14 protein-coding genes are annotated in these 15,189 nt (G+C 41.7%); 10 read left to right on the top strand and 4 right to left on the bottom strand.

Annotated elements, in window-relative coordinates:
* Positions 1-60: 60 nt before the first annotated feature.
* The 4 genes from SOI83_RS06950 to SOI83_RS06935 form a co-directional block, all read right to left on the bottom strand.
* Positions 61-2,805, bottom strand: coding sequence for a calcium-binding protein (locus SOI83_RS06950; RefSeq protein ID WP_320675973.1), 2,745 nt, complete (start codon positions 2,803-2,805; stop codon positions 61-63).
* 134 nt (positions 2,806-2,939) lie between these two features.
* Positions 2,940-4,175, bottom strand: coding sequence for a glycosyltransferase (locus SOI83_RS06945; protein WP_320675972.1), 1,236 nt, complete (start codon positions 4,173-4,175; stop codon positions 2,940-2,942).
* A gap of 10 nt (positions 4,176-4,185) precedes the next feature.
* Positions 4,186-5,133 carry a hypothetical protein gene (locus SOI83_RS06940; protein ID WP_320675971.1) on the bottom strand — a complete coding sequence of 316 codons (948 nt, stop codon included), beginning with the start codon at positions 5,131-5,133 and terminating at the stop codon, positions 4,186-4,188.
* Positions 5,100-5,402 carry a hypothetical protein gene (locus SOI83_RS06935; protein ID WP_320675970.1) on the bottom strand — a complete coding sequence of 101 codons (303 nt, stop codon included), beginning with the start codon at positions 5,400-5,402 and terminating at the stop codon, positions 5,100-5,102. The genes SOI83_RS06940 and SOI83_RS06935 overlap by 34 nt, the downstream gene beginning before the upstream one ends.
* Positions 5,403-5,410: 8 nt before the next feature.
* Here SOI83_RS06935 and SOI83_RS06930 point away from each other — a divergent pair, with 8 nt between their 5' ends.
* Genes SOI83_RS06930 through SOI83_RS06885 form a run of 10 tightly spaced genes read left to right on the top strand, consistent with a single transcriptional unit; the run spans position 5,411 to position 15,188 of the window.
* Entirely contained in the window at positions 5,411-6,607 is a 1,197-nt protein-coding gene (locus SOI83_RS06930; RefSeq protein ID WP_320675969.1) for a glycosyltransferase family 4 protein, read from the top strand.
* The gene (locus tag SOI83_RS06925; protein WP_320675968.1) at positions 6,604-7,821 is read left to right on the top strand and encodes an NAD(P)/FAD-dependent oxidoreductase; all 1,218 of its coding nucleotides are present in this window, start codon (positions 6,604-6,606) and stop codon (positions 7,819-7,821) included. The genes SOI83_RS06930 and SOI83_RS06925 overlap by 4 nt, the downstream gene beginning before the upstream one ends.
* A complete protein-coding gene (locus tag SOI83_RS06920; RefSeq protein WP_320675967.1) occupies positions 7,821-8,561 on the top strand; it encodes a nucleotidyltransferase family protein in 741 nt (246 codons plus the stop codon). Before SOI83_RS06925 ends, SOI83_RS06920 begins: the two co-directional genes overlap by 1 nt.
* Positions 8,561-9,178: an SIS domain-containing protein gene (locus tag SOI83_RS06915; protein ID WP_320675966.1), complete on the top strand. Its 618-nt coding sequence runs from the start codon at positions 8,561-8,563 to the stop codon at positions 9,176-9,178. Before SOI83_RS06920 ends, SOI83_RS06915 begins: the two co-directional genes overlap by 1 nt.
* Positions 9,171-9,842 (top strand): class I SAM-dependent methyltransferase, encoded by a 672-nt coding sequence (locus tag SOI83_RS06910; RefSeq protein WP_320675965.1) that lies wholly within the window; start codon positions 9,171-9,173, stop codon positions 9,840-9,842. Before SOI83_RS06915 ends, SOI83_RS06910 begins: the two co-directional genes overlap by 8 nt.
* Positions 9,843-9,852: 10 nt before the next feature.
* Complete coding sequence (locus SOI83_RS06905; RefSeq protein WP_320675964.1) at positions 9,853-10,905, top strand: zinc-binding dehydrogenase; 1,053 nt, start codon at positions 9,853-9,855, stop codon at positions 10,903-10,905.
* Positions 10,902-12,404 (top strand): PfkB family carbohydrate kinase, encoded by a 1,503-nt coding sequence (locus SOI83_RS06900; protein WP_320675963.1) that lies wholly within the window; start codon positions 10,902-10,904, stop codon positions 12,402-12,404. The genes SOI83_RS06905 and SOI83_RS06900 overlap by 4 nt, the downstream gene beginning before the upstream one ends.
* A complete protein-coding gene (locus SOI83_RS06895) occupies positions 12,401-13,402 on the top strand; it encodes a GDP-mannose 4,6-dehydratase (protein WP_320675962.1) in 1,002 nt (333 codons plus the stop codon). Before SOI83_RS06900 ends, SOI83_RS06895 begins: the two co-directional genes overlap by 4 nt.
* Positions 13,399-14,346, top strand: a complete 948-nt coding sequence (locus SOI83_RS06890; protein ID WP_320675961.1) for an SDR family oxidoreductase — start codon at positions 13,399-13,401, stop codon at positions 14,344-14,346. Before SOI83_RS06895 ends, SOI83_RS06890 begins: the two co-directional genes overlap by 4 nt.
* Positions 14,346-15,188 carry a transketolase gene (locus SOI83_RS06885; protein WP_320675960.1) on the top strand — a complete coding sequence of 281 codons (843 nt, stop codon included), beginning with the start codon at positions 14,346-14,348 and terminating at the stop codon, positions 15,186-15,188. The genes SOI83_RS06890 and SOI83_RS06885 overlap by 1 nt, the downstream gene beginning before the upstream one ends.
* The last annotated feature ends 1 nt before the right edge of the window (position 15,189 follow it).

Below are 15,189 nucleotides of genomic sequence, written 5' to 3'. Positions count from 1 at the left end.
TTATTAAAGACAAAAAAAAGGGCGGCAAAGCCGCCCTTTTGATAACAAGTAGAGATCCGATCAGCCACCAAGGGTATCGATTGTTCCTTGTGTGACTGAAACCATCTGAACGTTAGTTGACTGTCCAGCAATTGTAAGGACTGTTGTTCCTCCAACTGTGTAGGTGGACTTGTTATCAGTTGCGTTGTAAGAAGCAGCAGTAGAACCTGAGTAGCTATCAGAGTAGCCGAAGACGATTCCTCCGTTACTTCTACCAAGGTTGCCTCCGAAGGTGAAGGTGTCAGCGCCAGAGTTATAACCGAAGTAGTAGGTACTGGAACTGATTTGAGTCATTCCAAGGGTGAATGTAACAGAGTCAGCTCCGTCTCCACCGATGATTGAAGCTCCAGTAACTGGGCTTGCATGACCAAATGTAAGGGTGTCATTACCGGCTCCACCAATAACAGTTGAGGAAACAACCTCGCCTGCAAGATAGATGGAGTCATTACCGGCAGCTCCATCGATGTCAGCCTTAGTGGCGTAACCGGCGAAGTTCAAGGTGTCGTTACCAGAGCCGCCTGTGACGGTTCCGTTAATAACGTTTCCACCTACTGATACCCAACCAGCTGAATCAGATCCACTGGTGATCTTGGTAGCGGTAACGGCTGAGAAGTAGAGGCTGTCAGACCCAGTTCCAGAAACAATTGATGCTCCAGAAACATTTCCTACGAATTGAAGTGAGTCAGCGCCGGCACCACCAAGAACGGTAGTAGCAGAGTGTGTTCCCTGGAAGATAACTGAGTCAGCTCCATCTCCTCCGAGGACAGTACTGGATGCAATTGTGCTTCCGAAGGAAACAAGAGTCTTGGTGTCAGAACTCGCGGAAATCTCGGCTGATCCGCTAACTGCACCTGCGATCCAAAGGGTGTCAGCACCAGTTCCACCCTCTATAGAGCCGCCTGCGATAGCACCAGAAGCATATAGAGAGTCAGCTCCTGCTCCACCAGTAACAGTGGCTGTCTTAATGGCGTTGAAGGTCAGGGTGTCATTACCTGCTCCACCAATCACAGTTGAGGAAACAAAGCTAGCTGCTGCGAAGAGTTGGTTATTACCAGCTCCAGTCTCTACATAACTACTTCCAGCTGCATCATTTACAAGGTTGAAGGTGTCAGCACCTGTACCGCCGTAGATAGAAGCACCTGTAGCAGAACTCACGCTTAGGGAGTCAGCACCTGCTGCTGCGTAAACAGCAACTTTGCTGAGTGTGCCAAGCATTAAGGAGTCAGCACCTCCTGCTGTGTCATCAGCTGAAGAATCGCCGTAAACAGTACCGCCCCAGATGTTGGAGGAACTTACGTAGTCAGCACCGGCACCAGCGGTATAGCTGGCGTCGCTATTAATAGATCCACCACTAGAGCTGATGTAGAAGGTGTCATTACCTGCGCCTGCATCCAGGTTCGTTTCATCAAAGGCACCTTTGATAACCAATGAGTCCTTACCAGCGAATGCTTTGATGTCGCTGTAAGCGAAGGTATTAGCTTCACCATCACCAATCACCAAGGTGTCAGCACCGGCACCGCCATAAACAGTAGATGCATCAAGGGTTGAGTAACCAAGGGAAATTGAATCATCTCCAGTTAGGTCACCCGCTGAATTACCACCCCAAACAGTTGCCTGCTTAAGTGTGCCGCCAGCACCGGAAAGAATGGTGTCAGAGCCCTTGTTACCTGCAACTAGTGAGATGCTGATTGAGCCATCAATATTGATTTGGTCAGCGTCAGCACCACCTTTAAGGGTTGATTTGATGAATGTGGAGTCAAGTTCGAGAGTGTCAGCACCAGCGTTACCTTGGATAGTAGCTGCGCTTGCAGATCCACTTATCCAAATTGAGTCAGCGCTATCAACTGTTGTTTCTGTAACTGAGCCACCGTAAACAGTGCCGCTATTAACAACTCCAATTGCAAGAGTGTCAGCACCCTTGTTACCGGAAAGATCAGATTTGGAAAGTGTTCCACCAATGGTTATGTAGTCGGCATCCTTACCGCCTTTTACGGAAGAATCATCAACAACGCTTGAGGTGACATAAAGAGTGTCAGAACCAGCATTACCTTGAAGGAAGGCTGAAGAGGCAGAACCTGTAATAAGGATGCTATCTGCAGAGTCGTCAGTGGTATCAAGAGGACCACCACCGTAAACAGAAGTTCCTAAAACGTTGCCAGTGATGTGAAGGGTGTCAGAGCCCTTGTTGCCAGTAACTGTTGAACCAGAAACTGATCCAAGAACTGTTATCTGGTCAGCTCCAGCACCACCAGCTGCATCACTTCCTGTAATTAGAGGTCCATTGATTTCAATGGTGTCTTTACCGCCATTTCCATGGATGTTTGAGGCAGTAGCAGTACCACCGATATAGATGGTGTCATTTCCATCGGTACTTGTTACTGAACCGCTACCGCCCTTAATGGTGGCTTCGTTAATGGTAGTGGCGACATATAGAGAGTCGGCACCAGCACCTCCATAAAGGACTGCTGCAGAAGGAGTTGCAGTTAAGGAAAGTGTGTCGTTTCCAGACTCACCATCCATGGTGGAGCTGTTGAAGGAGGCAGTTACTGCAAAGTTGTCAGCACCGCTGCCACCTAGGACAGAACCGCCACTGAAGTTTTCAGTGAGGCCAAGGCTGTCTTTACCTCCTCCGCCAGAGACGATGTCGTCGCCTCCTGCACCAAGAATGGTGTCGTTTCCTGCTAGTGCTGTTACCGAATCACTAGTGCTGCTCCCGAGAACGAGGGTGTTAGCAGTGTCGGTCCCGGTAATTGAGTTGTAGGCCATTAGTTGTGAATCAGTTCGCTGTTTGGTGGGTGGGTCGTGTCCTCACTACCGCACCCACCAAGGGGGCGGCGTGTGCGTACTAATCAATAAAAGAGTTAGACGCCGACCGACGATACGCGATTAAGTACGTCCTATCAAGGATGCGTGGCGGTTTCGTTTGTGTCCTCACACACTAGGAGGGTCTCCCATGCCCTCAAACCGTTCTGAGATGTATACCTTGAAACAGTATTTTGTGCCTGATTAGCCAAGGTTTCACTGAGAAAAGCATCATCAAGCAACCGTTGAATAGCAGCTGCCTGAGCATGAGAATCCCAAAAATCTACTAACAATCCGTTTTTACCATTCTCAAGAACCTCCATCACAGGTGGTGTCGCACTAGCGACTAATGAACAACCAGCAGCCATTGCTTCTAACAAACTCCAACTCAACACAAAAGGAACAGTGAGATACAAATGGACCTGGCTACAGGCAAGCAATTGATGATATTCAGGCTCCTGCAGAATCCCTACCCAATGAGTGCGCTCAGGATCAAGAGGCAATTCTTCTGTTGCCCATTGACGCCAAGTCCTTCCATCTGAACGACCAGGGCCATATGCAACTTCATCCGACCCAGCTAAAACCAGATGAACATTGGGACGTTGTTTTTGCACTAAAGCCATAGCCTCCATGGCCTGCGGAAAGCCTCGATAAGTCTCGAACCCTCTACTGAGGTAGGTCACTACTTCTATTTTTTTGTCATTTGGCAAGCCAAATGGTCTTAGTCCCTTCAGAGGCTTTAGTCGAGCCATCGCCTCAACATCAATGCCTTCATGAATTACATGAAAACGATTTCGCAAAAACTCAGGGAACTGCTGCTGCTGCCAAACAGTCGGAGTAACAGCACAATCAACTGCAGCCAGTTCCAATAGTGTCTGTGCATTCCAGCCTCTCAAGCGCATCCGCCTATCACCAGAGACTGCTCCTTTATTTAAAAAGTCAACATCACTATCGTCGGCGTTGTAATACCACTCAAATAGACCAATTCTTCGGGATTGAGGGAAAACATCTGACAAATAAAGTCCATTACCAAAACCAACATGATTGATTACCACATCAGGCACCCAGCCCTCTCTACGTAATTGCTCGCAAACCCTAAAAACTGCTTGCCCTTGCAAAACTGCACTTTCCAATCTGCGCAGATAAGGATGAATGTATGGCCCACCTCCTGAACGATGAGGGGAATAATGAATCAGGCGATAGTTAAGGTTTTTAGGTGCATTCCACTCATTTCGCTCATACAAAAAAATCAACTCATGCCCCTGATCTGCAAGATAAGGTGCCAACCTCCTGAACTGTGCAGGATGATTGGGATGACTAATCAAAATGCGCACTTAGGGCTATTTATTTGGAAGTAATAGCTGCAGCAAATAATTGTTCATAATGTGGAAAAAGCCAATTAGGCAACTTGCTTTGAGCATCATCAACTTTCATAGTGCCCGGCAAGTAATAAAGCATTGATACCAAAAAGGCATTGATTGCTCCAGGTTTACCAAAACCTCCTCCCGCATTTGGATCAAGTTTCTGAACTGCCAAAGCTTTATAGCGCTCATCTTGATCAGCCAAAGTTTCTTTCTGAACCCCAGAGCGAACCATGGCCCAAAAACGATCGCCAAAATCACTGGCCCAAATTTGCTCTAGTGTTGGTTCTGGTGCTTGAAGAATTAAGTCCACCAACTGAGAGCGCAGCTGTCGAAGCTCACCGAGAATTTCCTGATCTTCAGGATCTATGTAATACAAGTTGGAAAGTCCCAAGATTCTATTTAGCTGAACCCTATTACCAACTAATTCCTGCAACGAACTAGGGAAGGGACCAAAATCAGGCAAAGCTGATTGAGGGGCATTCGAAGCAGGAACATTCTCTGCCTGGACTGGCCTAGAAACCGTATCGGGTTGTACTGGTTCTGTTGCGCTTGAAGAACCCTCATAAATTTTTTTATATTCTGCAGCCAGCCAAGCAGGAAGATTCTGCTCTGGATTGGCAATAGTCATCAAACCTGGGGGTGAATAAAGAAAGGCTGCCAAAAGAAGTTGTGGGGCACATGGCTGCTGCAGGCCTTCGGCTCTTAGTCGCTCATTAATGCTTTCTCGAATCGCAACCTGCTCAGGAGTAAATGAACTATCTGGGGTCAGTTGGCCAATTAAGGCCATTGAAGCTTGACCAAATTCAGACGACCATAGTGTTTGTAGCTGATCTACTGGTGCAGCCAACCAAAACTTTGCCAAAGCATCTCTATTCCCTTCTGCCAAAGAACTTCCTAAGGACCAGGATTTAGTAGGGAGCGCAACCATTTACGTATGACTTTTGAGAAAGATTCTACAGAGATACTAGTGCTCATCCGAAACTCCGCATGAGCCAAAAGCCAAGTGATACCAATAAGCGCTGCCCCCATCAAAATAGGTGTCAGCATGATCTGAGCAACCCAAAGCTGACCACGCTGAACTAGCCAAATCAACGACGCGGTGTAAGGCACTGCGCAAAGAGCTGGGAAAAGCCATCTCTCCCATCTGCTCTTAATCAAACGATGTTTCAAACGTTGCTTTAAAGGGAAGCGGTCCATCAAACACTATGGCTAAAAGGATTCTGATCGTTACCAACCTCTACCCACCACAAGAACTTGGTGGGTACGGGCGATGTATGGCTGACTTTGCGTGGGGCTTGATGCGACTTGGCTATCAAATAGTAGTGGCAAGTTCCGATGCGGCCTACTTGGGCCCACAAGGACCTAGCCCAAGCGGGGAAATAATCGAACGAAAACTCATTCTAAAAGGCACTTTCGAAAACGGGCTTAACTTTTTAAAGGATGCAAATAAAATAAATTCAATAAATCAATGGAACAATGAGAAGCTAAAAGAAATTATTAGAGAACAAAAATTCGACGGGATCCTGCTTGGAAATCTAGATTTAATTGGACCAGAAATTCTTTCAGTATTAATAAAAACCAAACTACCCATTGTGCATCATATAGGCTTTATCTCAGCACCTTACCCAATACATAGTTACCCAACTGAAAAAAACTACAAGATGGTATGTGCAAGTCAAGCAGTAAAGAGTTCAATGATCAGAGAGGGGTTTCCAATTAGTAATGAACCTGTAATCTATCCAGGAGCAAGAGTTGAGTTATTTGGCGAAGAGTCTTTAAGAAGAAATTTGCCACCAATTAACACCTTTTCTCAAGGCAAGCAAGCTCAATTAGGAACATCTACCAACCCGTTAAGCGTCTGCTTTGCAGGTTTACTTATGGGCAGCAAAGGCGCCCACACAGTTGTTGAAGCCCTAATAGGCTTGAAAGAAAGTGGGGTTTACGTCAACGGGATGATTGCAGGAGCTTCTTTCCAGAGTGGCTATCGTGAAGCGCTGGAGGGCTTACTAAGAAAAGCAGGGTTAGAAGATATAGTGATTTTTACGGGAAACCTAAATCGAGAACAACTCGCGAGAATGCTCATACTCCATAGAGTCGGCATCTTCCCCTCCATTTACCCAGAAGCTTTTGGAATAGTAGGGGCTGAGATGCAAGCAAGCGGTCTTCTCCTAATAACATCGGGTGTTGGAGGAGCCTCAGAACTAGTCGAAGATGGCAAGACAGGGTTGATTTTCAACCCAGGCGATTCAAGAGATTTAGCCAATAAACTTAAAATGCTGATTCAAGATCCAAAGTTATTAGAGAAGGTAAGCCAAGCAGGAAAACTTCAAGTTAATGAATTTTTTAGCGTTAAGAATAGTTGTCTTCAGCTACAATCTATCTTCTCCAGCTATTCATCATGAAAGAAAATATTGGAGATGTAATTATAATCGGAGGTGGCATGGTAGGGCTATCATTAGCCAATCAATTGCTAGAAAAAAAAATTACTAAGAGCATAATAATAGTTGAAAAAGAGTTAGACATAGGACTACATAGCTCTGGCAGGAATAGCGGCGTCTTGCACGCTGGACTTTACTATCAGCCAGGAACAATTAAAGCCAAGGTATGTGTCGAAGGAGCCAAAAGATTGCGGCGATGGGTCGAAGACAGAGGCCTGCCAATCAACAAATGTGGCAAAGTCATTGTTCCTCAAAAGGAGCATCTTGATGACCAACTAGATGTTCTTGCAACTCGAGGTGTTGCTAATGGAGCCACGATAGAGATATGGGATGAAAAACAACTTTATTCTCACCTCCCTGAAGCAAGAACTGCTACTGGCAGAGCGCTATGGAGTCCAAATACATGTGTCGTCAAACCAATACTTGTAGTTCAATCTCTAGAGTCAGAGTTGCGAAAGAAAGGAGTAAAATTTATAAAAGGTCAAACAAATTGGAACCCAATTCCAAACGAACAACAAGTCATACTCAATGATGGTACAAAATTACACTATTCACACCTTATAAATTGTAGCGGTCTTCAAGCTGACAAGGTGGCTCATAAATTTGAGGTAGGCTTAAATTATCGGTTATTACCATTCAAAGGCCTTTACTGGGAAATCAAAGAGCAATGTTCTATACAGCCCAAATGCAATTTATATCCAGTACCAGATCTCAATGTTCCATTCTTAGGAGTCCATTTCACTCCAAGCGCAGATCTTAAACCAAAAATAAGTATTGGACCAACTGCTACACCAGCATTGGGGCGAGAAAATTATTATGGACTGGAAGGCATAGAGCCTTGGTCGGCGATACAAAACCTTGCGCTTTTATCCAATCAATATATCAACAATAGAGGTGGTTTTCGCAAGTATGTACATGAACAATCATTTCTTTCCATTCCACATTTTCTAATCAAATCTGCTCAAGAATTAATTCCCAAAATAGAGTATAATCACATTCAAATAAGCAAAAAGGTTGGTATACGTTCACAGTTATTTAATCAAAAATCGCATAGGCTAGAAGATGATTTCATTTGCTTATCAGGCAGAAACAGTACACACATTATGAACTGCATTTCTCCTGCCTTCACAGCAAGTTTTGCCCTAGCAGATCTAATCCTTGAAAAAATAGAATTCTAGTGAAAAATACTAATAAGATTAGATTAAGAGCTCTTTTGTTGGCTGCTGGGTATGGCACAAGATTAAGGCCTCTTACATTAAGCACACCTAAATGCCTAGTCAAAATAGGTCATACACCCTTACTTCAACGGTGGCTTTTAAACCTAGAAGCACTCGGTTGTGAATCTTGCCTAGTAAACACCCACTATCTTTCTGAGCAGGTGAACAGTTTTATTCAAGACTGGCCCCAATCATCCATGTCTTTGAAAACAGTACATGAAACAACGTTACTCGGTACAGCAGGAACAATGCTTGCTAATCGAGACTTCTTTGAAAACTCAACAGGCCTCTTAATCCATGCAGACAACATCACATCAGCAAATCTGGGGAATCTAATAAAAGCACATAGCAAGAAGCCTAAGGAGTGCTTACTAACTATGCTTACATTTAAAACCTCAAGTCCTAGAAATTGCGGCATTGTGGTAACTGACTCCAATGGTGTCATGCAAGAGTTTCATGAGAAAGTTCCTAATCCACCAGGGAATTGTGCCAACGGGGCAATCTACCTATTTGACAAACCCTTTCTAGATTGGCTGGCGAAGCTTCCGACTGGTGTAGAAGATTTCAGTATGGAAATAATTCCTCAGCTGAAAGGTAGAATACAAACATGGCATACCACTGCCCCGTATTTAGATATAGGGACATCTGAGTCACTGCAGGAGGCACAAAAACTTTTCTCACAATCTTTGGGAGATAATTAATGAATAACTCTTCCTCGAATTTTAAAGACTCTACAAGTTTTTATTTAAAGCAATTAGTAGGTTGCTTTAGTGAAAATGTAATTAAAGGAATAGAGAATCTTTCACATGATCTTTTAGCCACATGGGTTGAAGGCCGCAATGTCTTTATCTGCGGTAATGGAGGAAGTGCAGCTAATGCAATACACATGGCGAATGATCTGCACTACGGCATCGGAGCCTGTGGACCTGCACCAAAAATTTCTGGCTTAAAGGTAGAAGCCTTATCCGCTAATACAGGATTAATAACATGTTTAGCCAATGACACAGGCTATGAAAATATCTACGCAAATCAAATAGAGGTCAAAGGTAATCCTAAAGATCTTTTGATTGTCCTCTCAGGAAGTGGAAACTCGGCTAATGTAGTTAAGGCTTTAGAAATTGCTAATAAATTAAGTCTAAAAACATATGCAATTGTTGCATTCGATGGCGGAAAGTGCCTAAATCTTGCCAGTGTGGCCATACATCTTGGCATAAATGACATGCAAATTGCTGAAGATAGCCAGCTAATTGTTGGTCATCTCTGTATGCAATGGCTCAACACAAACAAGCCGAAAGCTTTGGAGAATTTGAATGTCTGAAGTTGATTTCATGAGTGTGCTTCATAAAAGCACAAATAGAGATTATTTAGGACGAGTAAATGATCCTATTTACCCTAAAGAAAAAGCAGCCGAATTAGCTAAAAGATGGGGATTTGATTATTGGGATGGAGACCGCCGAATCTGCTACGGCGGATATCAATATATTGAAGGAAGATGGGAAAAAGTCGCAAGACAAATGTCTAGTTACTTTAAACTTCCCAAGCATCCCAAAATACTTGATATTGGCTGTGGCAAAGGTTATCTGCTCTATGATTGGCTAAAGGTAATTCCTGATGCAGAGGTACATGGTTTAGATATCTCCAGTTATGCAATAGAGCATGCCAAAGAAGAAGTGAAGGATAATATAAAACTTGGCAATGCTACAAAGCTTCCTTGGAAGGATAATTATTTTGACTTGGTCATCTCAATTAATACTCTGCATTGCCTATATTCCTACGAACTAGAGAAAGCCCTGAAAGAGATTGAAAGAGTTGGTAATAATTACAAGTATATCTGTGTTGAAAGCTATAGGAATGAAAAAGAAAAAGCCAACCTATTATATTGGCAACTTACATGTGAAGCATTTCATACACCTAAAGAATGGCTTTGGTGGTTCGAAAATACTGGCTATACAGGAGACCACTCATTCATTTATTTTGAGTAGAGGCAAGCAAATGAAGTCTGGCATTAAATCGTTTAAGGCCGCTATTCTGGTCTCACAAAATGAACCATTAGTTGTCGATACCCTTTTATTGCCTGACAAACTGCTGCCTGGTCAAGTATTAGTAAAAATTCACGTAAGTGGAATATGTGGTTCTCAGCTGGGGGAAATAAGTGGAGTCAAGGGACCAGATCCATACCTCCCGCACCTACTAGGCCATGAAGGTTGCGCTACTGTTCTTGAAATTGGTGCTGGTGTAAAACATATTCAAGTAGGGGACAAGGTGGTTTTACACTGGAAAAAAGGCCTGGGAATGGAAGCCCCTCCACCTAATTATCTATGGAAGGGGAATAAAGTTAATGCAGGGTGGATAACAACCTTTAATTCTCATGCAATAATCAGTGAAAATAGATGTACTAAAATAGATAAAAATATCAAACCTAGTATCGCTGCACTATTTGGATGTGCAGTAACTACTGGTTTTGGAGTAATACAAAACAATGCTAAGATACAAATAGGAGAGTCAATTGTAGTATTTGGCGCTGGGGGAATAGGGTTAAATATCATACAAGCCGCAAAATTACGTTCTGCATGGCCAATTATTGCTGTAGACATCTATAACAATAAACTTAAATTAGCCAAAAAGGTTGGTGCAACATATGTAATTAACAGCAATAGTGAGAACCCGGAAGAGGCGATTAGTAAATTACTAAATGGCCAAGCATTAGATGTCTTTGTTGACAATACAGGTATCCCCAAAATAATTGAAATGGGCTATAAACTCACTCACTCTAATGGCAGAATAATTCTAGTAGGTGTTCCAAAAAAGGGAGAAGAGATAAATATATTTTCACTCCCTTTGCACTTTGGAAAAACAATAGTGGGCTCGCATGGGGGTGAATGCCAACCAAGCAAGGATATACCTCAACTAGCAAGGTTGGTAGAAAAAGGTGTTTTAAATTTAGATTGCATTCTTGGAGAGTCGTACACACTGGAAGACATAAATGATGCTATCGCTAAGATGAGGGATGGCTCAATAGCAGGGAGGGTAACAATAGAAACATGAGCTCTAAAATAATCAAGCTTAAAGACGCTAAGCCTATAGAAAATCTAACTTTGGCCTATGGACATTTTACAACTATACACCCTGGACATATACGGTATTTAAAACATGCAAAAGCCCAAGGGAATGTCCTTGCTGTTGCATTGATAGGTGATGGGGAAGGTGAAAGTGAAAGACGTTATCAATTTAAGCAAAAAGAAAGAGCTGAAGCTCTAGCCATGATTGAAATGGCGGATGCCGTTATCCTTTTACAAGATAATGAGTTGAGCCAGGCGATAAAAATACTTATGCCCAATCTGCTTGTTCTTGGTAAAGAATACGAAAACTCTATGGATAAAGAAATATTGGAAGCAACCTCTATTTTAAGAGGTCAGGGAAAAACAGTTGAATTTCACGCTGGTGAAATACATTACGCTACAACTGATTTACTTTCAAGATCAGAAAAAGAATTAATTAAAGATAGACGAGTGAAATTTAAAGTTGCTTGTAAAAGACAAAATCTGGACCTGAATAAGCTCTTGAACTCAATGGAGGCATGGCAAAATTCCAGACTGGCTGTACTTGGGGATACCATCATTGATCAATATGCTGCATGCGAGGCTGTTGGCATGAGTGCGGAGGCACCTGTAGTCGTTGTAAGAGAGCTCGAACACAAAAACTTCATAGGAGGTGCAGCAGTTGTGGCCTCACATATAAGAGCACTTGGTGCTAAGTGCGATTTAATTTCAGTTGTAGGAAATGACAAGACCGCCGAAATAGTACACGCTGATTTGAATAAAAGAAATATCGGCAACCACTTAGTCACAGACAACAGTCGTCCTACTACCTTTAAAAAAAGATATGTAGTTGAAAATCAAAAATTATTTAGAGTTAGCAGACTAGAAGATCACCTCTTAAGTCAAGATATAGAACAACAAATTTTAGATAAGCTAGAAGAAATAGCGCCTCAAGTAAACGGCATTGTTATCTCAGACTTTGTCTACGGTGTAGTAACTAAAAAGATCTTAGAGGCTGTCAGATCTTTAGCTGAAAAGCATAAGCTACTGCTCTTTGGAGACTTGCAATGTAGTAGCCAAGTTGGAAGTATTATGAGATTTAAAGGCTTTTCATTATTGTGTCCTAATGAACGTGAGGCCCGTATTGCGCTCCAAGATAAAGATACTGGACTAGAGATACTTAGCAAAAACTTAGTCAGAAGAACGGAAAGTCAACGTCTAATTATGAAGTTGGGCGCAGAAGGCTTTATTGCATACGATAGAAATTCTTCTAATGAAATGGATTCACAAGCATTTCCAGCATTGTGCGTAAATCCATTAGATGTTGCTGGCGCAGGAGATTCCTTACTAGCTTTAATGGCTACAGGTTTAGCGAGTGGAGAGCCAATGATGGCAACAGCTGCTATAGGATGTTGTATGGCATCAATTGCAGTAGAAACAATGGGAAACACTCCGATTGCTAAATCTGTTCTAACAAATAATTTAATTGAAGTGCTAGAAAAATGACACAAGATAAAATTTTGGTGATTGGCAGTAATAGCTTTAGTGGCAGCCATTTTGTTAATCATGCTCTTCAACAAAATTACAAAGTATGGGGAGTTAGCAGGTCTAATGAACCCAGCGATCCATTCTTAGCATACAAATGGGAAAAGAATAACTTAACTAGATTCACATTTGATCAATATAATATTAATACAGACATAACAGAACTCATTGATAAAATAAAGGTTGTAAAACCTAATTTTATAGTGAATTTTGCGGCGCAGGGTATGGTCGCAGAGAGTTGGTCAAATCCCCAACATTGGTATCAGACAAATTTAGTCTCACAAGTGATGCTTCATGATGAACTAAGAAAAATGTCCTTCTTACAAAAATACGTTCATGTCACCACTCCAGAGGTTTATGGAAGCACAGAAAATGGATGGATTAAAGAGAATAACCATTTTAATCCAAGCACTCCTTACGCAGTTAGTAGAGCAGCATGTGATATGCATCTTATGAGTTTTTTTAAAACCTATGAATTCCCTGTGGTCTTTACAAGATCAGCGAATGTATATGGTCCAGGCCAGCAACTTTATCGAATCATTCCAAAGACAATTCTAAGCGCTAAAAGTAAAAAGAAGATGCGCCTACATGGAGGAGGTTCATCCGAAAGATCTTTTATTCATATCAAAGATGTTGTTGATGGGACTTTGAAAATAATGCTTCAAGCGTCGCCTGGCAGCAGTTGGCATCTATCCACTAAGAAAAAGATATCAATTAAAGAACTGGTATTCAAAATCTGCTCAATTTCTGGGGTCAAACCCAATGAAATAGTAGAGGTTGAAGCAGAAAGGCTGGGGAAGGACCAAAGTTACTTATTAGATAGTGAAACTGCCAGGAGTAAACTGAATTGGTCTGATAAAATATCTCTAGATCAAGGAATCCTAGAGACTATGGCATGGATTGATAACAACTTTGAACAGCTTTCTAATGAGCCTTGGGAGTATATACACAAGTCATGAAATTACTAATAACTGGAGGATGTGGATACAAAGGGTCTGTACTCATACCCCTCCTACTCAAAAAGGGACATGAAATTATTAATGTAGACAACGAATGGTTTGGCAACTATCTTACGAAGCATGAAAATCTTCAGAATATAAAAGCTGATATAAGAGATGTAGATTCAATCCCCCTAAAGGGAGTAGAAGCAATTATACATTTAGCAAATATTGCTAATGATCCAGCTGTTGAACTAAACCCAACTTTAAGTTGGGAAGTCAATGTTCTCGCAGGCCAGCAGTTAGCGGATAAAGCTATAAGAGAAGGTGTTCAACAATTCATTTTCGCTAGTTCAGGAAGTGTGTATGGATTAAAGGATGAGCCTAAAGTCACAGAAGATCTTAGCCTAATTCCTATCTCTGTATATAACAAGACTAAGATGGTCGCGGAAAGAGTGTTTCTTTCATATAAGGACCAAATGCAAATTCATTGCATACGACCTGCAACTGTATGTGGATTATCAAGACGAATGAGACTGGATGTTAGCGTAAACATGCTGACCTTCCAAGCACTAAAAAATCAACGTATAAATGTATTTGGAGGGATGCAAACTAGGCCAAATATCCATATAGATGATATCGCAAATGTTTATTTACATTTTCTTTTAAATCCACATTTAGAAAGTGGATGCTACAACGCTGGCTTTGAAAATATATCAATATTAGAAATTGCAAAGAAAGTAACATCTCGAGTACAATCGGAAATTATTATTACCGAATCAAATGATCCACGTTCATATCGACAAGATTCAACAAAACTTTTAAATACAGGGTTCAAGCCAGAGAAAACCATTCAACATGCAATAGACGAGATATGTGAAGCATACGAAAGTGGAAATTTACTAGAAACAGATCAATGCTATACAGTTAAATGGATGAAAAATCTAAATCTTGAAGGAAATTAATGGACGCAATAAAACATAGTAACTTAGCAGATAAAGTTTCAAGGCTCAGAACACTAGCCTCAATTATTAGGCGAAGAGTTATTTGGACATCTTCAAAAGCCAAAATACCTCATTTAGGATCATGCCTTTCCTGTATAGAGATTCTTACAACACTCTATTGGAGTGAATTAAATATAGATCCAAAAGATCCATACAATAAGAGTAGAGATAGATTCCTACTAAGTAAAGGTCATGCTTCCCCTGTACTACTTCAAATACTTTCTGAAAGAGGCTTTTTCCCAAAAGAAGAACTAAATGGATTTGGAAAGAATGGAAGTTTATTTCATGAACACCCTCCTAAATCAGGCCTAATACCAGGGATTGAAGCTGCGACCGGTTCTTTAGGCCATGGCTTACCAATGGCTTTGGGAATGGCACTAAGCAGTAAAATTGCAGATCAAAAATTTAGGTCGTATGCCCTGCTGAGTGATGGTGAATGCAATGAGGGAAGTATTTGGGAAGCAGCGTTACTAGCTGCAGCACAGAAGACTTCTCAATTAACTGCAATTATAGATTTCAACAAGTGGCAAGCAACTGGAAGAAGTCAAGACATTATGGCCCTTGATCCATTGGCAAAAAAATGGGATGCATTTGGATGGCATGCTTTAGAAGTAGACGGCCACAATATAGGTGAATTGCTAAATTGCTTTGAACTGGCAAAACAAGAAACTCAAAAACCAAGTGTGATCATTGCTCATACAATAAAGGGTAAAGGAATATCATTCATGGAAGATGACAATAATTGGCATTACAGAACTCCAAATACTGAAGAATTAGAACTAGCATTAAAGGAGTTATCCTAAA

This window comes from Prochlorococcus sp. MIT 1300 (genome assembly GCF_034092375.1).
In the GTDB taxonomy this organism is placed as follows: domain Bacteria; phylum Cyanobacteriota; class Cyanobacteriia; order PCC-6307; family Cyanobiaceae; genus MIT-1300.
This window is presented reverse-complemented; position numbering and strand designations above follow the sequence as displayed.

Bases quoted from the DNA above. Each gene is read 5' to 3' on its own strand.
- SOI83_RS06910 (WP_320675965.1), top strand. From the start codon at position 9,171: ATGTCTGAAGTTGATTTCATGAGTGTGCTTCATAAAAGCACAAATAGA.
- SOI83_RS06885 (WP_320675960.1), top strand. From the start codon at position 14,346: ATGGACGCAATAAAACATAGTAACTTAGCAGATAAAGTTTCAAGGCTC.
- SOI83_RS06950 (WP_320675973.1), bottom strand. From the start codon at position 2,805: ATGGCCTACAACTCAATTACCGGGACCGACACTGCTAACACCCTCGTT.
- SOI83_RS06940 (WP_320675971.1), bottom strand. From the start codon at position 5,133: ATGGTTGCGCTCCCTACTAAATCCTGGTCCTTAGGAAGTTCTTTGGCA.
- SOI83_RS06890 (WP_320675961.1), top strand. From the start codon at position 13,399: ATGAAATTACTAATAACTGGAGGATGTGGATACAAAGGGTCTGTACTC.
- SOI83_RS06900 (WP_320675963.1), top strand. From the start codon at position 10,902: ATGAGCTCTAAAATAATCAAGCTTAAAGACGCTAAGCCTATAGAAAAT.
- SOI83_RS06925 (WP_320675968.1), top strand. From the start codon at position 6,604: ATGAAAGAAAATATTGGAGATGTAATTATAATCGGAGGTGGCATGGTA.
- SOI83_RS06930 (WP_320675969.1), top strand. From the start codon at position 5,411: ATGGCTAAAAGGATTCTGATCGTTACCAACCTCTACCCACCACAAGAA.
- SOI83_RS06915 (WP_320675966.1), top strand. From the start codon at position 8,561: ATGAATAACTCTTCCTCGAATTTTAAAGACTCTACAAGTTTTTATTTA.
- SOI83_RS06935 (WP_320675970.1), bottom strand. From the start codon at position 5,402: ATGGACCGCTTCCCTTTAAAGCAACGTTTGAAACATCGTTTGATTAAG.
- SOI83_RS06895 (WP_320675962.1), top strand. From the start codon at position 12,401: ATGACACAAGATAAAATTTTGGTGATTGGCAGTAATAGCTTTAGTGGC.
- SOI83_RS06905 (WP_320675964.1), top strand. From the start codon at position 9,853: ATGAAGTCTGGCATTAAATCGTTTAAGGCCGCTATTCTGGTCTCACAA.